Raw genomic sequence first — 20,196 nt, forward strand, 5'->3', positions numbered from 1 at the left:
CGTGTCCAGAGGTTCTCGCCACAGGTTCTGGCTATGGCGCTGCGCAGGCGCAAGTGCGGGGCATCGCTGCACCCGCCCGTCCCGCGGGCCGGCGGGACGGCGATTCGCGGCCGCGACCCTGGACGCCGGAGTTTTCTCTCGTGTGACTGGCCCGTGCGACGGGATTGCGACCGGAGGCGCGGTGTCGCCCGCCGCGGCCCTCTGCTAGGCCCGTGGCCACCCATCCGACAGGAACGAGACCGTCATCCATGAGGACGTCCCGCCCCGAGCACGAACGCTGGCGCCCGAGCATCGCGCCGCGCCTGGCGCCCCTGCCCGAAGACCCGGAGGTCGTCGTCGTCGGGGCTGGCGCCGCCGGCATCGCGGCGGCGCGCGCGCTGACCGAGCGCGGGATCCGGGTGGCGGTGCTGGAGGCGCGCGACCGGGTCGGCGGGCGCCTCGTCACCGCGTCCCTGCGGGGCCATGCCGTCGATCTCGGCGGCCACTGGCTGCATGCGGGGCCGATCAATCCGCTGGTGCGCCTGGCCACCGAGCGAGGCGAACCCCTGCGGGTGGCGGCGCAGGACAGCCACCTCTGGGTCGGTCGCCGGCGCGGCCGCCCGGCGGAGGCGGCGGCCCTGGGCCGCGCCTTCGCGGTCGCCGACCGGGCGATGAGCACCCAGGCGGCCTGGGCGGGACCGGACCGGCCGGCCGCCACAGCCCTGCCGCCGGGCCTCGGGCCCTGGGGCCGGCGGGTGGAGCGGGTCCACGGCCTCGTCTCCGGGCAGTCGCTCGCTCGCGTTTCGCTCCAGGACTTTCCGAGCATGGAGTACGGCGACAACCGTTTCATCGCCGGCGGCTACGGCGGCTACCTCGCCCGCCTCGCCCAGGGGCTGCCGATCGCCCTCGGGACGCCGGTCACCGGCATCGACTGGTCGGGCGCGGGTGTGCGGGTGCGGGCGGGATCCCGGAGCTACGCAGCCCGGGCCGTCGTCGTCACCATCCCCACCATGGTGCTGCGGGCCACGCCCCTCTTCACGCCCGCCCTCCCCCCGGAGGTCGCGGACGCGATCACGGGATTCGCCACCGGAATCTACGAGCACGCGGTGCTGCACTGGCCATCCTGCCCGTTCCGCGGAGCGGACCGGCTCGCCAGCCTCGTCGGCCAACGCGAGGCGAGCCCGGGCCTCCTCACCCGGATCGACGGCACGCCCTTCCACTTCTTCGAGCTCGACGCGCCCATGGCCGCCGCCCTCGATGCCCGCCGGGCCGGGCCGGACGGGGTCCGCCGCCTGGTCCGGGCGACGCTCGTCGCGCATTTCGGCACCCGTGCCCTGCACGACCTCACCATCCCGGCGGTGAGCGCGTGGCGCCACGATCCCTGGGCGCGCGGGTCCTGGGCCGTGGTGCCGCCCGGCCATGCCGGGGCCCGGGCGCAGTTGCGGGCCCCCGTGGCGGACCGGCTCTGGTTCGCCGGGGAGGCCCTGTCGCGCCTGCAATGGGGCACGGCGGGGGGCGCCTATGAGGAGGGCACGCGGGCGGGCGCGGCGGTGGCCGGCCGCCTGCGCGGCTAGGCCGCCTCAGGGTGTCGCCCGGCGGAACGTCACCGGCAGGAGCGGGAAGATCTCGCCGAAGCGCGTCGGCAGGGTGGCGATGAGCTGCGCGATCTCGTTCGCCGGCCGCGCCGGGCTGAAGAGGAAGCCCTGGATGTCGTCGCAGCGGCTCGCCTTGAGCATCTGCGCCTGCTCCACCGTCTCGACCCCCTCGGCCGTGACGGTGATTGCGAGCTTGTGCGCCAGGGTCAGGATCGCCTCGATGATCGCCTGGCACTCGGGTCGGCTGTCCATGTCCTTGATGAAGGAGCGGTCGATCTTGATCTTGTCCACGGGGAACCGGATCAGATAGCTCAGCGACGAGTAGCCGGTACCGAAATCGTCGAGCGCCACGCGGATGCCCAGCGCGCGCAGCCCGTTGAGATTGGCGATGGTGGTGGCGTTCATCTCGAGGAACACCGACTCGGTGACCTCGATCTCCAGGCGTGCCGGCGCGAGCCCGCCGGCTGTCAGGGCCTGCGTCACGTCGGCGATGAGGTCGGTGTTCCGGAACTGGATCGGCGAGATGTTGACCGCCAGCCGGATGTCGTCGGGCCAGCGCGCGGCCTCGCGGCAGGCCTGCATCAGGACCCAGCGGCCGATCTCGGAGATCAGGCCCGACGCCTCGGCAACCGGCACGAAGTCGGCCGGCGAGACGAGGGTGCCGGAGGCGCGGGTCCAGCGGAGCAGGGCCTCGAAGGTGCGGACCCGGCCGTCCGTCAGCCCCACGAGGGGTTGGTAGTTCAGGCTGAACTCCCCCTGCGCCACCGCCCGCTTGAGGTCGACTTCGAGTTCGCGCCGCAGGCGCATCGTGGCCTCGAGATCGGGCGAGTACACCCGGACCTTGCCGCGGCCGGTGGCCTTGGCGCGATAGAGCGCAAGGTCGGCCCTGCTGAGGAGGCCTTCGGGACTGTGGGCATCCCGCGGCGCCATCGAGAGGCCGATACTGGCGCCGATCTCCACCTGAACCCCTTCGAGGGTATAGGGCATGCTCAGAGCCCCGATCAGGCGCCGGCCAAGGCCGATCAGCGCCTCCTCGTTCCCGCCGGCGAGGAGAATGGCGAACTCGTCACCGCCCAGGCGCGAGACCAGCGCCTCGGGTGGGACCGCGCCGGAGAGTCGCTGCGCCACCCGGCCCAGCAGGACGTCGCCGAGGGCGTGGCCGAAGGTATCGTTGACGAACTTGAAGCCATCGAGATCGAGATAGAGCAGCGCACAGGGTTCGCCGGAGGCCTGCGCGCGGGCGCAGAGCTGGGTCGCCATGTCCTGGAACAGGGTGCGGTTGGCGAGGCCCGTCAGCGAATCGTAGCTCGCCAAGTAGGCGATCCGCGCCTCGGACTGGCGGGTGTCGGAGATGTCCGAGCCGACGCCACGGAAGCCCAGGAAGGCCCCGCTTCTGTCGGTGATCGGCCGGCCGCTGAGGCGCCACCAGCGCGTCAGGCCGCTGATGGTGACCTCGACCACGCGCTCGCGGAAGATCTTGCGCTCGGCCACGAGGGTAAGCACCTCGGCGATCTCGGGCGTCATCGGCCGGGGCTCGCAGGTGCCGAGAAAGAGCGCCGCGAACGGCGCCTGGTGCAGGGCGCCCGGAGGTTCGCCCGCCACTTGGCCGATGCGCTCGGAGACGTGCTGCAGCCGCCCCTCGGTATCGGTCTCCCAGAGCCAGTCGCTCGTGTTCGCCTCGAAATCGTGGAGGAGCAGGCTGATCGTCTCGTTCTGCTCGCCGACCCGGACCCGGTCGACGATCCGCTGTTCCGAGAGCCGGCCCATGCGTCCGGCGGTCAGGATCACGAAGGCCGAATAGATCGCCAGCATCGCCGCCAGCGAGCACGCGACCGTCCCACCCGTCAGGACGAGGGCGATCAGGCTACCCAGGGCGATCGGCACCGCGAAGACGAGGCCGAGATGCGGCAGCGCGCCGAAGGTGTAGGTGGTCGCCATGAGGCCGGCGCAGATGGCCACCACGTACATCCGTCCCTCGGCATCCGAGTTCGGGAACAGCATCAGCGGCATGCTGCTCCAGGACATCCCCAGGATCAGCGCGAACGCGCCCGCGATCCGGTGTCCCATGAGGATGCCGGCCCGATCCAGCCGACGCAGGCGCTGGCGCCGCGCCGCGATCGTCGCAAGGGTGGCGGGCAGCACGATGCAGAAGAACAGGAACGACAGGTAGAGCTGGCGCGATTCGCTCCAGAACAGCAGCAGCACCGTCGCGGCGACCACCGCATGGGTCACCGCGAGATAGGGCGCGAGTTGCAGAACCTCGTCGATGTGCCCGGCCCGGGCCTCGAGATCGTAGCGGTTCGTCGTCCCGGGCTCGGCGGGCGTCATGCCCGGTCCGTCCGTCGGCGGCGCGGCAGGGACCGGCGACCGGACGCGGTCGCTGGACCGACGGCCCCAGGCGGCCACGGGAACCTGGGACACGCGGGCGGCCAGGGCGGGCAGCGAGGGGACGGGCGGGCTCGACATCGGGTGCGCGGTGTTCAGCGGACCGCGCGCCGCGGATCCGGAACGACCGGTCCGCAGGGCATCGCGCGGGTCCTCGGACGTCCGACGAGGTCCTTGCCGTGCCGCGGGCTCGGATTGGCCGCTGTGTCCGCCTTGCCCATCGTCACGTCCATCGGCTCATCGACCAGCCCGCAGCCTAGAAGATGTCATTTGAAAGAATCTTAATTGCAGCGCGGCTGACCATGCCAGCTGACGTTGCGCCGGGCTCGCGGAATCGCGTCGCTCCGTCAGCCCGCAGCCGGGACGTCCTTCAGTCCCCGACCTCACAGGGTGACGTGCGGTCCGAGTTCTCCGACAGACAGGGGCTGCAGGAACGCGGCGCCGATGCCGTCTTCGAAGCAGCGGGCGACCGTGGCGGGCGTCTGGCCGAGGGTGATCCGCGTGCCCGGCTCCAGGGGGATGTCGACACGCAGGGCGGCGCCGGAAGCCGAGACGTTGATGAGCCGGCCGGGAATGCGGGTGCCGCAGGACATGGTGACGAGGATGTCGGGCCGGTCCGGCACGAAGCGGGGATGCACGCGCTGGGGCACCTCGCCGCCATTCTGCTCGGAGGCGAGGTCGAGCATCCGGCGCACGATGACGGGGAGCGGCGCCTCGGCGCGGATCACCCGGGCGACGAAATGCTCCCTGCCGCCCTCAATGACCAGCGCCTCCAGGGAGCCTGCGTGCCGGATGCTGCAGGACAGGGCCTCGCCCGGGGACGGCACGACGGACGACCGGAAGCGAAGTCCGGTCACGGAGAGGTCGGCGGTGACGGCATAGAAGTCGGCGCGATACCGATTCCAGCAGATGGCCGGCAGGATCAGTCTCGTCTGGGTTGCGGTGGAAGGTTCGTCCATGACCGTTCTGCGGTTGCAGTGCCATAAGAGGGCTCGGTCCCGGAAATTTCTTTACGGCGACGCTGACAATTTGAGGCAATCCGTTTCACATGCGTGCGAAGTGACCCGCCCGGCGGCGTGTGCGGGGCCCGTGGACCGGCGCCCACGCGGGCACCGCTCCTAGGGGTTGCAGTCGTTGCTCGACGGAAGGGTATCGAGGCGGGTGAGATCGCCGACCACGGCGAATTCGCCGTAGTTGAGCCGCAGCGCGCCGCTGACCCCGTTCTCGTAAAGGTCGAAGCTGAGGACGTAGATCGGCGTGCGCTCGCCCTGCCCGGGAATGTAGTAGCTCAAGGTGACGGGCCAGCGGGGCACGTTCGCCATCGGTCCGTCCCGCAGCGGCTTGTCGCGCGCGGCCGCCCGGTCGGAGGCCGTCGGCGTTGGGACCTGCCGGCCGATGACCGCGAGGGTGTCGTAGACCTTGCGCCCATCGTCGGAGCCGTCGAAGACCTTGACCGAGACGGTGCTCTGCCCGTCGCGGGCCGCCTGGATCAGGCGCCGCATGTGCACCGTGGGGAACAGGACCTCGCCCGAATCCTGGAACTGGTCGCGCTTGGGCTCCTTCAGCTTGACCTTCAGCAGGTCGGAACTCGCCTCGGCGGTGCCGTCCACCGCCTGGCCGGGCGTGCCGTTGAGCACCGTGCTGGTCTTGAAACGGTAGCTGCGCCCGTCCCCGCTCTCGAAGGTGGTGTTGCGCAGGTCCGAGGTGCGGCTGCCGGTCTCTCCGCTCTCCAGCACCGTCACCTGCCGGGTCTGCATCGTGTAGCCCTTGCAGGCATCCCCGGTGAAATCGATGACGATGCGCCCGCGCGCGCTCTCCACCGCCCGGGTTCCACTGCTCTCGGCGAGGGAGAGGTCGTAGACGGCCCGGTGATTGGCGAGGGTGATCGGCGCGGCGGCCTCCGCCCCGGTCGCGAACAGGACGAGGCCGGCGGCGATGCCGGGGAAGGCCATCCGCGCCATCGCGGCGGCGGCACTCACGCTGGGACGACGCATGGAGTCTCCTGACAGGGCGGGGCCGGAGGATGCGGACCCCGCCGATGCCTTCCAGATAGGGCATCCCGCGGATCCGAGCGAGGTTCGATCGGCTGCGTCCGCATTCGCCGCGCCGACGGGGCGCCCTAGATGGGTCTGCAGAAGAAGAACCGGAAGACGGGAGTAAGGAAACGCCCATGGACGCCGACACCCTGCGCTCGCTCCAGGCCCCGATCAAGGACCGATACCGCAACGCCCCGGACGCGGCCGTGGTGACCCTGCGCGCCCGGGGCAGCCTCGACGACACCGCGATCGCCTGCAAGGTCGAGACCGGGCGCGCCCTCGCGGTGGCGGGCCTGCACCCGGCCACCGGCGGCTCCGGTGCCGAGCTCTGCTCGGGCGACATGCTGCTCGAAGCCCTGGTGGCCTGCGCCGGCGTCACCCTGAAGGCGGTGGCCACCGCGATCGGCGTCGAGCTCCGGTCCGGCACGGTGAGCGCCGAGGGCGACCTCGATTTCCGCGGCACCCTGGGGGTCGACAAGGAGGCGCCCGTGGGCTTCCGCGCGATCCGCCTCGCCTTCGCCCTCGACACCGACGCCTCCCAGGACAAGCTCGACCAGCTCCTCAAGCTGACCGAGCGCTACTGCGTCGTGTTCCAGACCCTGAACCACAAGCCGGAGCTCGCCGTCACCCTCGCGTAGGGCTGACCGACACCGCCGGGTTTCGCGCCGGGGCGAGTGATCCCGGCGCCGTGATGGTGCGTTCCTCTCGACATGATGATTTTCCAATGGACCGTCGGCGTCCTCCTCGGCGCCGTGCTCCTGGCCGGGCTCGCCCGCCGGGTGGGCGCCCCCTATCCGGTGTTCCTGGCCCTCGGGGGAATCGGCCTCGCCTTCGTCCCCGCCGTGCCCAACCTCGTCCTCGACCCGGAACTGGCGCTGGCCCTGTTCCTGGCGCCGGTGCTGCTCGATGCCGGCTACGACACCTCGGTGCGGGACCTGCGCACCCACTGGCGCCCGATCGCCGGCCTTGCCTTCGGCGCGGTGGTGGCGACGACGGCCGCCGTGGCCGTGGTTGTGAAGTGGCTCGTGCCCGACATGCCCTGGGCCGCCTGCATCGTGCTCGGCGCGGTTGTGGCGCCGCCCGACGCCGTCGCGGCGCTCTCGGTCCTGCGCCACGTCTCCCTGCCCCACCGCCTCACCACGATCCTGCGCGGCGAGAGCCTCCTGAACGATGCGGGCTCGCTGCTGATCTACCGCCTCGGCGTCACAGCAGCGGTTTCCGGCACGTTCTCGGCCGCCGAGATCGGGCCGACCTTCGTGGTCGGCATCCTCGGCAGCCTCGTGGCCGGGCCGGTCCTCGCCCTCCTCTACAGCGCCGCGACGCGCCCGGTCGCTGACGCGCCGAGCGTCATCGTGCTGCAGTTCGTGGCCGCCTTCGGGATCTGGATCGGGGCGGAGCACGTGCACCTGTCCGGGGTGCTCACCGTGGTCACCTTCGCCATCACGGTGGCGCGGATCGCCCCCGGCCACACCCCGCCGCGCACCCGCATCGTCTCCTACGCGGTCTGGGACACGGCGGTGTTCGTCCTCAACGTACTCGCCTTCGTGCTGATCGGCCTGCAGATCGGGCCGATCCTGGAGCGCCTGACCCAGGCGCAGCAGGTCTCCTACGCGCTGGTCGGCGCGGCGGTGTTCCTCACCGTGGTGGCGGTGCGCTTCATCTGGGTCCTGCCCACGGCCCACCTCGCCCGCCTCGGGGCCGACGGGACCGAGACCCGTGACCGCGGCCTCTCGGCCGGCATCGCGGTGTCCTGGGCGGGGATGCGCGGCATCGTCACCATCGCGACGGCGCTGGCCCTGCCCGACGGCGATCCGGGCTTTCCCTATCGCGACCTCATCGTGCTCACCGCTTTCTGCGTCATCATCGGCACGCTGACGGTGCAGGGGCTGACCCTGCGCCTCCTGCTCGGCCGGCTCGGGCTGGAGGACAACGACCCCGTCGGCCGCGAGGTGGGGCATGGCCGGACGGAGGCCTACCGGGCCGCCCTCGAAACCCTGGAGGACGCGGAGGACGCACCTTCCGAGGCCCTGCGCGAGGAGTTCCGCATCGCCCTGGAGCAGGCCGAGGCCCGCGACACGGGCTTCGCCTCCGAGGCTTTGCCCGCCGATGCCGCCCGCCGGCGCGCCATCGAGGCGGCGCGGGACCGGGTGCTGGCCCTGCGCCGCTCCGGCGATATCGGCGACGACGCCTACTACGTGCTGGAGGAGGAGTTCGACTGGGCCGAGATGAACGCGACGCCCCGGGCCGAGACCTGAGGCGCGCGGAAGCCCGGCGCCCTCAGGCCAGGGGCGCGACCCGCAGGGAGAAGTGCGCCCCCTGCACGTCCGGGGCGACCGCGAGGGCGCCGCCGAGCTGGCGGGCGAGGCTGTTGATGATGCGCATGCCGAGGCTGGCGCTGCGCGCCGCGGTAGGATCGAATCCTTCCGGAAGCCCGGCGCCGTCATCCTCCACCGCGAGAATCAGGCCACCCGCATCGTCGGGCTGGGCCTCGACCCGGATCTCGCCCTCGCCATCCGCGTAGGCGTACTTGATCGCGTTGGTGACGAGCTCGTTGACGAAGAGCCCGAGGGGGATCGCGAGATCGGCGGGGATGTTCATCCGGGCCGCGCGGCAGACCAGGCGGTGGCGGGGCGCACTCTCCTGCAGCTTGGCGCACAGCGCTTCGAGGAAGCCCGCGACGTCGATCGCCTCCAGGCTCGGCTGGCGCCAGAGCTGGTCATGGACCTGGGCCACCGCCTCCACGCGGGTGCGGGCATCGGCGAGCGCGCTCTTCACGTCGGCATTGTCGGAGCCCCGGGCCTGCAGCCCGAGAAATCCCGCCACCACTGCGAGACTGTTCTTCACCCGGTGGCTCATCTCGCGCGACAGGAGTTCCTGGCGCTCCAGGGCCGCCTTCAGCCGCGCCTCGGCCCGCTGGCGCTCGATGGCGCCGCCGACGAGGTTGGCGAAGCCCTGCATGAAGGCGATGTCCGCCTCTTCGAACTGGCCCTCGCGGGTGTCGTCCACCTCCAGTACGCCGTAATTGCCGTCGCGGTTGGCGATCAGCACGTTGATCGCGCGGCGGATGCCGTGGTCGGCCATCAGCTTCGGGGTGCGGAAGCGCGTCTCGTTCTCGAGGTGGTTCGAGATCACGGGCCGTCCCGTCTTCAGGGCATAGCCCGCCGGCGAGGCGAGGTCGGCGCCGATGATGGTCGTGCCCACCGCGTCCTCGGCCCAGCCGACCCCGGCGCAGACGAGGAGGCAGTCCTGGTGCGGCTTGTATTCCAGGGCCTTGCAGAACTGCGCCTCCATGCCCTCGGCGCAGAGTTCGGTCGCGCGCTGGAGCAGGGGCAGCAGCTCGGTGGCGCGCAGGGCCTCGACCCCGAAATCGGAGAGGATCGCCTGCTGCCGCAGGCGGATCGCCAGGGCCTTCGGCGCCAGTTCGCTCATCGCTACGCTACACGTCCCGGGTTCGGCGCGGCCGGGCTGCCCGCCCGCGCAGCTTCCTTTTGCGACACCCGCAGCGCTGCCCGCAAGGGCATAAGCAAGGTCCGCACGAGAGTTGATGGCCCGTGTCCGGCTCAGATCTCGATCTCGGTGCCGACCTCCACCAATTGCCGCGTCGGCACGCAGAAATGCGCTCCGGTGCGCTCGGCGTTGCGCAGCAGGAAGGCGTAGATCTCCTCGCGCCAAGTCGCCATGCCGCGGTGGTCGCTCTTCGGGATGATGGTCTCGTGGCCGATGAAGATCGTGAGATCCTCGAGGCATTCCGGCGGCAGGCGCTTGGCCTCCACCGCGCAGCGCAGGCCGTCGGGGACCGAGGCATCCTCCATGAAGCCGTAGCGCAGGATGACGCGGGTGATGTCGGGGGTAATCACCATGACCTCGGCGCGCTCGTCGCGGGCCACCGCGGGTTCCTCCTCGTAGCGGGCGGTGACGATGAGGATGCGCTTGTGCAGGGCGTGGCTGCGCGCGACGAAGCGGGAGAGGTGCAGGGGAATCGCGCTGGTGGCCGAGGACAGGAAGGCGGCGTTTCCCGGCAGGACGATGGGCGGATCGCGTCGGAGCTGATCCAGGAACTCGTCCTCGGGCTGGCGGAGCGAAACCCGCGCCGCCTCGACGAGTTGGTTGCCCTTGCGCCAGGTCAGCATCAGGAATGCGACGAGGGCGGCGAGCATCAGCGGAAACCAGCCGCCCTCGAACAGCTTCACGGTGTTGGCCCCGAGGAACACGAGGTCGATGAGGAGGAAGAACCCGTTCACCGCCAGCACGGCGACGGGATTGTAGCCCCATTTCAGCGCCACGAGAGCGGCGAGCAGTGTGGTGATCGCCATCAGGGAGGCGACCGCGATGCCGTAGGCGCCGGCCAGGGCGTCCGAGGAGCCGAAGACCAGGACCGCGCTCAGGGTCGCGGCGGCAAGAAGCCAGTTCACCATCGGCACGTAGATCTGCCCGCGCTCGTGCCGCGCGGTGTGGACCACCCGCATCGGCGGCAGGAAGCCGAGCTGGATCGATTGCTGGGTGAGCGAGAAGGCGCCCGAGATGATCGATTGCGAGGCGATCACGGTGGCGATCGTCGCCAGACCGATCAGGGGGTAATGCGCCCAGTCGGGACTCAGCCGGTAGAACGGGTTCTCGATGGCGTCGGGCTCCACCAGCAGCAGCGCGCCCTGCCCGAAATAGTGGATCACCAGGGCCGGAAGCACGAGGCCGAACCACGAAGCGCGGATCGGCCCGGCCCCGAAATGCCCGAGATCGGCATACATCGCCTCGCCGCCGGTGACCGCCAGGAAGGCCGCGCCCAGCATGGCGAAGCTGACGTGCCAGCCCGCATGGCCCAGGAACTCGACGGCCTTGAGCGGATTGAAGGCGGCCAGGATCTGCGGCGCGTGCCAGATGCCGCCGAGGCCGAGCAGCGCCAGCACGACGAACCAGACCAGCATCACCGGTCCGAAGATGCGGCCGATGAAGGCCACACCCCGGCTCTGGACCAGGAACAGTCCCACCAGGATCAGCACCGTGATCGGCACGACGAAGCGCGACAGGGCCGGGGCCTCGACCTTCAGGCCCTCGACCGCCGAGAGCACAGAGATCGCCGGCGTGATCGCGCCGTCTCCGTACAGGAGGGCGGCTCCCACGAGGCCGACGACGAGGAGCACCCCGGCCCAGGAGCCGGGCTTGGCGTGACGGGCCCCGAGCAGGGCCAGCATGGCGACGATGCCGCCCTCGCCGCGATTGTCGGCGCGCAGGATCAGCACGGCGTACTTGATGGAGACGATGAGGATCAGCGACCACAGGATCAGCGAGACGGCACCCGTCACGGCGACCGGGGTCGGCGGGGCGCCGGCGCTCGCGGCGCGGACCGCCTCCTTGAAGGCGTACAGGGGCGAGGTCCCGATATCGCCGTAGACGATTCCGAGCGCCCCCAGCATCACCGCCGGGCGCAGGGCCGGCCGTCCCGGTCGGGATTCCTCGTGGGCCACGGGCACGCTCTCCGGCAACGGCGAAGGTTCGCTCTGCCGCTCGCAGGTAGGGGCGGGTTTCCTCCCGACCAGGGGCCCGACCGGCCTCCGGCTTGAACCCCGGACAGGGGCGTCACTCGAGCCGCACCAGTACGCTGTCGCTGGCGCCCGTGGCGTCCATCACCGAGATCCGCGCGAAGCCTGCCCCTTCCGGAGCCCAAGCCGATTGCCGGCGGGCGCCGCCCGCCACCGGCAGGCCGTCGACCATCCAGGTCAGGGGCGGCACGCCGCCGAGCGCCTTCAGGGCGAGGCTCGCCAACGGCGCGGGCGCGGGCTCCGACAGACCCAGATCGATGCGGGCGCCGTCCGGTGGGTAGGCGATCTTCAGGGCGCCGCCCAAAGCCGCCGACAGGGTCTTGGGGATGTCGCGCCGGATGTGGCGCAGAGGCGGCGGCAGGCCGGCCGTGGTGGTCACCAGGGCGTCTCGCGGCATCGGCACGGGGTCGGGTTCCCCGCCGAAGCGGGCGAAGGCGTCGAACAGGATCGGCGCCGCGACCACCCGGCCGACGAGGCCCGGCACGGCGTTGCCGTCCGGCCGCCCGACCCAGACGGCGATCGTGACGCGCCGGTCGAACCCGACCGCCAGGGCGTCCCGGTAGCCGTAGGAGGTGCCGGTCTTGTAGGCGATCCGGCCGGCCAGGGCATTCTCCGGCGGAGGCGCCCCCCGGAGGGTGTCGGCGACGTACCAGGCGGCGACGGCTTCCGTGATGCGGGCCTCCGGGGCCGCTTGGCCCGACGCCTGGCCCGACGCCTCGCCGACGCGACGGGTCAGGTTCGGCACCAGCCCCTGCCGGGCGAGGCCGGAGAACAGCCGGGCGAGATCGGTGAGCGTGACGCCGAGGCCGCCGAGCGCCACCGGCAGACCCGGCGCGGTGTCGCGGGGGAGATCGATGCGCGCACCCGCCGCCCGCAGGCGCGCGATGAAGCGGGCGGGGCCGACCACCTCCAGCAGGTCCACGGCCGGCACGTTCAGGGAGAGCTGGAGGGCGCGCCGCGCCGTCACGGTGCCCTGGTAGCCGAGGTCGAAATTCTCCGGGGCGTAGGCACCTGCGAAGCGGACCGGCCGGTCGTCGAGCTGCGTCTCCGGATGGGCGAGGCCCGTCTCGAAGGCGAGCGCGTAGATGAAGGGCTTGAGGGCGGAGCCCGGCGAGCGGATCGCGCCCGTCATGTCGATGGCACCGGCCCGGCTCGCATCGAGATAGCCGGGGCTGCCGACCTGGGCCAGCACCGCGCCGGTGCGGTTGTCGAGCGCCAGGATGGCGGCGGAAATCCCTGGCCCCAGGGCGGCCGCGCGCTCGGCACCCAGAGTTTCGAGGCTCGCCTGCAGGCGGCCATCGAGGGTGAGCCGGATCACCTGCGCGGCCGGGTCGGCGGCGTGCGCGGCGTCCGCCGCGTGGGCGGCCAGCATCGGGAAGGGCTTTCGCCCGACCGGCACCGGCTCGGCGCGGGCGGCCTCCGCCTCGGCCGCCGTGATGACGCCCCGTGCGGCGGCGATGGCGAGGACCCGGTCGCGGGCGCGCCGGGCCGCCTGAGGGAAGCGATCCGGCCGCCGCGCCTCCGGCGCCTGCGGCAGGGCGACGAGGAGGGCGCTCTCGGCAAAGGACAGCCGGGCCGGCTCGCGCCCGAAATACGCGAGGCTGGCGGCGCGCAGGCCCTCCACCGGGCCGCCGTAAGGAGCGAGTGCGAGGTAGAGATCGCGCACCCCGTCCTTGCCGAGACGCCGCTCCAGCTGCACCGCCCGCACCATCTGGCGCAGCTTGGCGGCCAGCGAGCGCTCGGCCCGCGGCTCCACGAGCCGGGCCACCTGCATCGACAGGGTCGAGCCCCCCGAGACGATGCGCCCCGCCGTGAGCCACTGCCCCGCGGCCCGGAGGGTCGCCGCCGGATCGATGCCCGGATGCGAGGCGAAGCGCCGGTCCTCGTAGGCGGTGAGCATAGCCAGGAAGCGCGGATCGACCTGAGCGCCCGTCACCGGCAGGCGCCAGCGCCCGTCGGCGGTGGCGAAGGGGCGCAGCAGGCGCCCCTCCCGGTCGAGCACCACGGTGGAGCGGAGTTCCGCCTGGGCGAGGTCGAGGGGTGGGAGGGTGTCGGCGAAACGCCAGAGGGCGAGAGCCGGGACGAGCAGGAGGAGGAGGAGGCCCGCCACGAGCGCGCAAATCGTGCTCGTTTTCGCAAGCCGAGGCCCCCCGTCCGAGGATGGGAATGGGGCGACGTAGGCCTTGTCAAACCCACCGTCAGTCCGGGGCGCCGCAGCCGAGCCCGGAAGCGAGAGCCGCAGACATTGCCAGAGCTCGAGCGACCTATGGTTCTGGATCCCGGGCTCCGCTGCGCGGCCCCGGCATGACGGCGCGCTTCCTTCCAACGCGTTGCTCTGCGCAGGAGGATCGACGGGCCTCGTCTCCACGGCCCTACTTCGCGCTCACCGTCATCGAACCGAAGCCGGTGCGCCCGAAGCGCTCCGGCCGGTACATGTCCTCGATCGTGGCCGCCGGATGGACGTAGCTGCCGGGCGAGACCGCCCGCACGGTGTAGGCGACCCGGAAGAAGGCGGATTGCTCCGGGCTGCGTTCGTAGGCCGCCACGAAGCGGTCGTCGCGGAACTCGGTGTGGACCGGGGTCACGTCCGACTTCGCGAAGGCGAGCCCGGCCAGCGCGTCGGCATCGAGAAGCTTCGGATTGTCGATTTCCAGGCCGGCCGGGAGGCGGTCGACGAGGAGGAGGCGCCCGGCGCTGGCCTTGGCCTCGGTCACGGTGAGCACCACCACGAGGCGGTCGTTCTGGCGGACTCCCTGGGCGAGGTCGACCGGGCTGCCGTCGAGGCGGTGGTAGCGCCGCTCGATCGTGTAGCCGCGCGCCTCCGCCGGCTCCGAGGCGATCGGGTTGCCGCTGACGCTGACAACCGCCTGCACGGGCTGGCTGCCCGCGTTGACCAGGGTGACCGGTTTCCCGTCGAGAGCGGCGGCCCGGTAGCTGCGCGCCACGGCGCCGCTCTCGGGGCGGCCGTCGAGGGTGAAGCGGAGGTTTTCGGAATCCGCGCTCAGGCCCTCGGCGGCGAGCACCATCCAGGCCTCCTCCTGGGTGCTGGTGGGCCGGCCACTGGCGCGCTCGGCCGCGATGAGCGCGCCAAGCGGCTGGACGCTGTCGCGGGCCAGGCCCGTCTCGGCGGCCAGCGCCAGCAGGCCGGCACCGTCGCGCAGGCGCGAGCCGTAATCCGGCCGGTAGACCGGGCTCGTGGCCGTCTCCCGGAAGCCGGCCATCGCGGAGGTGAAGGCCTTCGCCGCCCGGCCGCGGTCGCCGAGCAGCGCCAGGGCGGCGGCGATCTGCCCCCGAGCCAGCGGGGTCGCGAACGAGGCCAGCTTGGTGTCGGCGAGGTAGCGCAGGTCGCCCATCACCGGGCGGCCGTTGCGGGCGAGCACGTAGGCCGCATAGGCGATGTCCATGCCGCCCTCGGCGACCTCCGTGGTGTTGGCCACCGCGTTGCGCAGGCGGTCGAGGGCATTGGCGAAGGCGGTCTGGGGCACGGCGAACCCGCGCTCCCGGGCCCGGGTCAAGAAGTCGGTGACGTAGGCGTTGAGCCAGGTGTCGCTGGCCCCCTCGGTGGACCACAGACCGAAGTCGCCGGCCGCGTTCTGGCGACCGAGCACCCGCTCGATGGCCTGGCGCACGCGCTCGTCGGCTTGTGTGTCGAGGCCGAGTTTGTCGAGCGACGCGAGGCGGTTGACGTAGAGGAGCGGCATCGCGCGGCTCACGGTCTGCTCGGAACAGCCATAGGGGTAGCGGTCGAGGGACTGGAGCAGGGCCGGCACGTCGATGCCGGCGAGATTCGACGCGGAGAGGGAGACCGTGCCGGTGCCGGGCAGGATGTCGGCCAGGAGCTCGTCCGAGAGGCGCAAGGAGGCACCGGGTTCGAGGGTCTGCACGGAGCGACGGGCGAGCGCCCCCGTGCCGGGGCCGATGTTGAGGGCAAAGCTCTGGCCGACGCCCCCGGGTAGACCGGGTCCCCGCAGGGTCAGGTCGATCCGCGACAGGCCCGGTCCGGCGGCGGTGATGGGGATGACGAGGGCGCCCTTTGCGCCGGCCTCCAGCCGCAGGGTCTTGTGCACGGCCTCGGCGCCGACGAGGACGGAGCCGGTCAGATCGAGATCCACCGTGTAGTCGCCGGCCTGCCCCTCGACGTTGTCGATGGCGACGTGAAAACGCGAGCGGTCGCCGACGTTGAGGAAGCGCGGCAGGGTGCCGGTGAGGACGACGGGATCGCGGATGATCACGTCGGCCTGGGCCGCGCCCACCTTGGCGCGGCTCCAGGCGGTGACCATCACCCGGCCGGTGCCGTTGAAGGCCGGCAGGGAGAAGCTCACGCTCGCCTTGCCGTCCGGCCCGACCGTGACGGGCCCGGAATAGAGCGCCAGCGGCGCCTGGGTCGGGGGCGAATCGGCAAGCTCGGCCGCGCCGCCGTCGCCGCCCGACCGGATGGCGCCGAGCGTCCCCTGCATGCCGTCGATGAGGTATCCGTAGAGATCGCGGATCTCGGGACCGAGCGCCTTCTGGCCGAAGAAGTAGCCGAAGGGGTTGGGCGCCTCGTAGCGCGTCAGGTTCAGGATGCCGACGTCGACGAGGGCCACGCTGACCCGAGCCTCCTCGCCGGATTTCAGACCGGCGAGCTGGATCGGCAGGGTCAGGGTCTCGCGCGGGCGGGTCTTGGCCGGTGCCTCCAGCGTCACGCCGAGGGTGTGGCTGTCCCGGTCGACCCCGAACCACGCCAGGCCCAGCGCACGGCCCGGCAGGCGCTTGGCCGCCTGGTCGAGAGGTCGGTAGGCGGTGGCCACGAGGTATGCTCCCGAGCCCCATTCCGCCTTCACGGGAATGTCGATTGTGGTGCCGGCGGCCGGCACGTCGATGGTCAGGAGCGCGTGCAGCCTGTCGCTGACGACGGCGAGCGTCGCCTGTCCCTTGAACTTCGGCTGCAGCCGCGCGCGCAGGGTCTCGCCGGCGGCGTAGGCCGCCTTGTCGAGGCGAAGGTCCAGGAGGTCCGGCACGTCCGCGGTCTCGCCGCCGCTCCAGCCCACCGTGAAGGTCACGCTCGCGGTGGCGGACGGCCGGCCCGGCACGCTCGCCTCCAGCCGGTAGGTGCCGTAGCTCACCGTGGCGCTGACGCGGCCCGGCGCGTCCGGGGTCAGGTCGAGGCGGCCATCGGCGACGCGGCGCGTGCTGGTGACCGGCTCGTAGGACCAGCGCCCGTTCTCGCGGTACCATTGATAGGTCTTCTCGACGCGCTGGAGCGTCCAGGCGACGTCGCCCTGCGCCAGGCGCCGCCCGTCGGGAGCGGCCATGACCACGTCGAAGCCGGCGACGCCGCCCTCCTGGATGTCACCGCCGAACCCCTTGCGGATGGCGAGCACCGGCCCCTCGGGCAGGATCTGCAGGGTCAGGCTGCGGCTCAGCGCCCGCCCGCCGGGCTCGCCCACCTGCAGGGTGATCTTCGCCTCGGTGGGACGCGGCGCGGCCAGGGCCTGCACCGGCACCACGAGCCGGGCCTTGCCGGCCGCATCCGTTGTGGCGCGCGCGTCGATCTCGGCCGAGGCGGCCTCCACCCGCTCGTCGTCGAGACCGACGGAGAAGCCCTCAAGTCCCTTGATGCCGTTGCCGGCCGCCTGCTGCACCAGCACCGTGCCGGAGACCTCCAGGCCGGCACCGGGCGCGCCGTAGAGGTAGCGTGCAGCCACGTCGATGGTGGCGGGCGCGCCCCGGCTCAGGCTCGGCGTCGCGCTCTCCAGCGTCACCTCGAGGCGCTCGGGAACGTAATCCTCCACGAGGAAGCTCGCCTCGCCGATGGCCGGCGCCTTCGGGTCCGTATAGGCCGACACCCGCCAGGTGCCATGCTGGGCGCCCGGCAGCAGGGGCAGCGCCAGGGCGCGCCCGCCGAGGCCGGCATCGGCCACCTGGGCGCGGCGATACTCGACGCCGTCCGGGCGCTTGACCACCAGGGTGAGCGGGATCTCCGGAACCGCGAGGCCGGTGGCGTCACGCAGGAGTCCGGTGAGATTCACGGTCTCGCCCGAGCGGTAGACCCCGCGCTCGGGAAACACGTAGGCCTCGACGGCGCCGGGCTGGGGCCGCCCCTTCACGCCGCGATCGGTGAGGTCGAAGGCCGACTGGCCCAGGTCGAGGAAGCCGTAATCGTCGCCGATCTGCGCCACCACGAGGCCGGGCGCGATGCCCCCCTCCCCGCGCGCGAGGCCCGGCGCGAAGGCGGCGTGGCCCTGCCGGTCGGTCTTGGCCGTGGCCAGGACCTCGTTGTTGCGGGCCACCAGCCGGATCTCGGCGCCGGGCACGGTCTCGGCCGAGGCCAGCGAGCGGGCGAAGACGTGGACGCCGTCGCGGCCCTTGAAGGCCGTGAGCCCGAGATCCGAGACCACGAACCACTGCGTGGCCTTCGCCTCGTAGCCGCCCTCCTCGTCGGGAGACGGGGCGGCTCCGCTGGCCTGCGCCATCATGATGTAGATGCCGGGCTCCAGCTTGCCGACGGCCTGAAGCACCGGGAAGGCGGTGACGGCCTCCTGGTTCAACTCGGCCTTGGCCGTGTCGAGCACACCCTTCCAGACGCGCTGGCCCTTCTGGTCGGCGATGGTCCGCGCCGTGGTACCGTTGAGCTGTGACAGGAAGTCCTCCGCCCGCAAGGACGGCAGGAGGCCGCGGTCGCCGACGCGCAGCACCTCCACGTCGATCTTGGCCGCGTTCACCGAGACCAGAGGTACGCCGGCCTGGCCGGTGCGGGGCAGGACGTAGTTGCGCCCCGTGAAGCGGACCTGGGGCGAGCGGTCCCGGACATAGACCTCGTAATCGGCCGATTTCAGCAGGCCTTCGCCCGCCGCTGAGGGCAGGCCCGAGCGCACCACGAAGGCGTAGCGCTCGCCGTGCTTGAGGCCGTCGACGCAGACCTGCTGGCCGGCGCCGGTGACGGCGGCGTTGGCCGCGCCCGAGACCGCGATGTAGGGCGTGAAGTCGGTCTTGGCGGCGATGCCCTCGGAGAACTGGAAGCAGATGCGCGGCGCCGCGGCGTCCGAATCGACGGTGTAGTTGAGGATGCGGAAGCCGTGCTCGGCCCGCAGCGATTCGTAGGTCTCGCGCACCTCGGCATCGTCGGCCAGCGCGAGGCTGGCGCGGTAGGCTTCCAGTGACGGACGCCATTCCGCCTCGTCCGCGTAGACGTCGCCCAGGACGGCGAGGGCCTCGGCCTCGGCCGCCGCAGTCCCGGCCCGCAGATAGCCCTGGTAGGCGGCGGCCCGCGCGTTGCGGCGCAGGCGCAGGCGACTCGCGTAGTCGCCTGTCTGGTCGTCGTTGCCGACCGTGCTCGCCGCGCGCGCATAGGCGAGCCAGTTCGCCGGCGCCCCGGACTCCCCCGCCACGGCGAGGCCGAGAGGCTTGAGGGCATCCGCCGACTTCTCGGCCTCGACCAGGGCTTCCCCTTCGGCGCGGGCCTTCGCGGCGGCTTTCGCATCCGGCCTGGCCGTGCCGGCCTCGCCCTTCAGCGTGGCCTCGAGGCGCACGCCGTCGCTGGCGAGATCCTCGCGCACGAAGCTCTTCGCGGCGGACGGCCTGGGCATGCCTGTGGCCGCGGCTCGGGCGGTCGGAGACTGCGCCTGGACCGTGGCGGGGAACGCCAGCAGGCTGGCGATCGCCAAGGCCTGCAGGATGCCCGCGACGCCGACCGCCGATCGGGGCGAACGCCCGTGTCCGGTTGTTCCCGACATGCTTCAACCCCGTCGTCCGGGCGCCGGTGCCGGGCGCCGGGCGGGACCGTAGCACTTCGCGCATCCGCCGCAACGGTCTGGAATTCGGTCGCGGGCTCTGCCACACCGGATCGGTTCTCGCGGGGGAGACGCGACTCGGCCATGACGCGACGGGATCGGACCATCCGGGGCGTAACCGGATTGCTGCTGGGGATGATGGCGGGCACGGCGGCCGCCCAGACGCCACCCGCACCGCGGCCCACCGCCCCGGCGCCCACGCGGCCGAAGCCCGCCGCGCCCGATCCGGCCTTCGAGGCGGCGCGGGTCGCGTTCGAGGCCCTGCCGGAGACCGAGCGCAAGGGCCTGCAGGATGCCCTGGTCTGGACCGGCGACTACAACAGCGTGATCAACGGCGCCTTCGGACGGCGCAGCTACGAGGCGCTCCAGGCCTATGCCAAGCGGAGCGGCGGGACCGGGCTGCCGGATGCGGCCGGCCGGGCCGCCCTCCTGAAGGACGGCGCTGCGGCGCGTGCGGCCGCGCGCTTCACGGTCAAGCCGGACCCGGCCAGCGGCGTGCTGCTCGGCGTGCCCGAGCGGATTCTGCCGAAGCGCTCGCCGCTGCCCGGCGGCACCCGCTGGCAGAGCGCCGACGGGCGAATCACCCTGGAGACGAAATCCTATCCGGCCGGCGAGACCGGGCTCGAGGCGATCTTCGCGCGCGTCACCGCGCCGAGCCCCGACCGGCGGGTGACCTACAAGCTCCTGCGGCCCGATTTCCTCGTCGTGACCGCCGAGACCGGGACGGGCAGATCCTATATCCGCTACGCCGCCGGCGAAGCGGGCCTGCGCGGCCTCACCCTCGGCTACGACAAGGCCCTGGCCGGCGAGGTCGACCGCCTCGCCATCGCCATCGCCAACAGCTTCGTGCCCTTCCCCGAGGCCGCCCCGGCCGCCCCGGCCGCCGCAGCGG

General features: G+C 72.2%; 10 protein-coding genes and 1 pseudogene. 4 read left to right on the forward strand and 7 right to left on the reverse strand.

Translation table 11 applies throughout. The features are described 5' to 3' along the window. Nucleotides 1-248: 248 nt before the first annotated feature. Nucleotides 249-1,553: a flavin monoamine oxidase family protein gene (locus AC0IWM_RS13870; protein ID WP_471755877.1), complete on the forward strand. Its 1,305-nt coding sequence runs from the start codon at nt 249-251 to the stop codon at nt 1,551-1,553. Between the two features lie 6 nt (nt 1,554-1,559). On the opposite strand, the gene AC0IWM_RS13875 is transcribed toward AC0IWM_RS13870, so the two are convergent. The 3 genes from AC0IWM_RS13875 to AC0IWM_RS13885 form a co-directional block, all read right to left on the reverse strand. Further along, nucleotides 1,560-3,902, reverse strand: coding sequence for a putative bifunctional diguanylate cyclase/phosphodiesterase (locus AC0IWM_RS13875; RefSeq protein ID WP_471755879.1), 2,343 nt, complete (start codon nt 3,900-3,902; stop codon nt 1,560-1,562). A gap of 440 nt (nt 3,903-4,342) precedes the next feature. After that, nucleotides 4,343-4,918, reverse strand: a complete 576-nt coding sequence (locus AC0IWM_RS13880; protein WP_471755881.1) for a PilZ domain-containing protein — start codon at nt 4,916-4,918, stop codon at nt 4,343-4,345. A gap of 159 nt (nt 4,919-5,077) precedes the next feature. Beyond that, the gene (locus AC0IWM_RS13885; RefSeq protein ID WP_471755883.1) at nt 5,078-5,953 is read right to left on the reverse strand and encodes a cell envelope integrity EipB family protein; all 876 of its coding nucleotides are present in this window, start codon (nt 5,951-5,953) and stop codon (nt 5,078-5,080) included. 176 nt (nt 5,954-6,129) lie between these two features. Between AC0IWM_RS13885 and AC0IWM_RS13890 the strand changes: the two genes are divergently transcribed. Continuing rightward, a complete protein-coding gene (locus AC0IWM_RS13890) occupies nt 6,130-6,633 on the forward strand; it encodes an OsmC family protein (RefSeq protein WP_471755885.1) in 504 nt (167 codons plus the stop codon). Nucleotides 6,634-6,705: 72 nt separating this feature from the next. Next, a complete protein-coding gene (locus AC0IWM_RS13895; protein WP_471755887.1) occupies nt 6,706-8,250 on the forward strand; it encodes a cation:proton antiporter in 1,545 nt (514 codons plus the stop codon). A 22-nt stretch (nt 8,251-8,272) separates the two neighbouring features. Here AC0IWM_RS13895 and AC0IWM_RS13900 read toward each other — a convergent pair whose 3' ends face one another. The 4 genes from AC0IWM_RS13900 to AC0IWM_RS13915 form a co-directional block, all read right to left on the reverse strand. Beyond that, on the reverse strand, nt 8,273-9,424 hold the full coding sequence (locus tag AC0IWM_RS13900; protein ID WP_471755889.1) for a sensor histidine kinase: 1,152 nt from the start codon (nt 9,422-9,424) through the stop codon (nt 8,273-8,275). Nucleotides 9,425-9,555: 131 nt separating this feature from the next. Then, complete coding sequence (locus tag AC0IWM_RS13905) at nt 9,556-11,406, reverse strand: potassium transporter Kup (RefSeq protein WP_471755904.1); 1,851 nt, start codon at nt 11,404-11,406, stop codon at nt 9,556-9,558. Between the two features lie 163 nt (nt 11,407-11,569). Continuing rightward, nucleotides 11,570-13,654 (reverse strand): penicillin-binding protein 1C, encoded by a 2,085-nt coding sequence (pbpC, locus tag AC0IWM_RS13910; RefSeq protein ID WP_471755906.1) that lies wholly within the window; start codon nt 13,652-13,654, stop codon nt 11,570-11,572. Between the two features lie 250 nt (nt 13,655-13,904). Beyond that, nucleotides 13,905-19,247 (reverse strand): alpha-2-macroglobulin family protein, encoded by a 5,343-nt coding sequence (locus AC0IWM_RS13915; RefSeq protein WP_471755891.1) that lies wholly within the window; start codon nt 19,245-19,247, stop codon nt 13,905-13,907. 141 nt (nt 19,248-19,388) lie between these two features. On the opposite strand from AC0IWM_RS13915, the pseudogene AC0IWM_RS13920 reads away from it, so the two are divergent. Further along, nucleotides 19,389-20,196 (forward strand): annotated as a pseudogene (locus AC0IWM_RS13920) (serine protease); the annotation flags it as partial.

The organism is Methylobacterium sp. AC433 (assembly GCF_979253015.1).

Coding starts and splice junctions, on each gene's coding strand:
- AC0IWM_RS13890 (WP_471755885.1), top strand. CDS start 6,130: ATGGACGCCGACACCCTGCGCTCGCTCCAGGCCCCGATCAAGGACCGA.
- AC0IWM_RS13885 (WP_471755883.1), bottom strand. CDS start 5,953: ATGCGTCGTCCCAGCGTGAGTGCCGCCGCCGCGATGGCGCGGATGGCC.
- AC0IWM_RS13875 (WP_471755879.1), bottom strand. CDS start 3,902: ATGACGCCCGCCGAGCCCGGGACGACGAACCGCTACGATCTCGAGGCC.
- AC0IWM_RS13880 (WP_471755881.1), bottom strand. CDS start 4,918: ATGGACGAACCTTCCACCGCAACCCAGACGAGACTGATCCTGCCGGCC.
- AC0IWM_RS13900 (WP_471755889.1), bottom strand. CDS start 9,424: ATGAGCGAACTGGCGCCGAAGGCCCTGGCGATCCGCCTGCGGCAGCAG.
- AC0IWM_RS13905 (WP_471755904.1), bottom strand. CDS start 11,406: ATGCTGGGGGCGCTCGGAATCGTCTACGGCGATATCGGGACCTCGCCC.
- AC0IWM_RS13915 (WP_471755891.1), bottom strand. CDS start 19,247: ATGTCGGGAACAACCGGACACGGGCGTTCGCCCCGATCGGCGGTCGGC.
- AC0IWM_RS13895 (WP_471755887.1), top strand. CDS start 6,706: ATGATGATTTTCCAATGGACCGTCGGCGTCCTCCTCGGCGCCGTGCTC.
- AC0IWM_RS13870 (WP_471755877.1), top strand. CDS start 249: ATGAGGACGTCCCGCCCCGAGCACGAACGCTGGCGCCCGAGCATCGCG.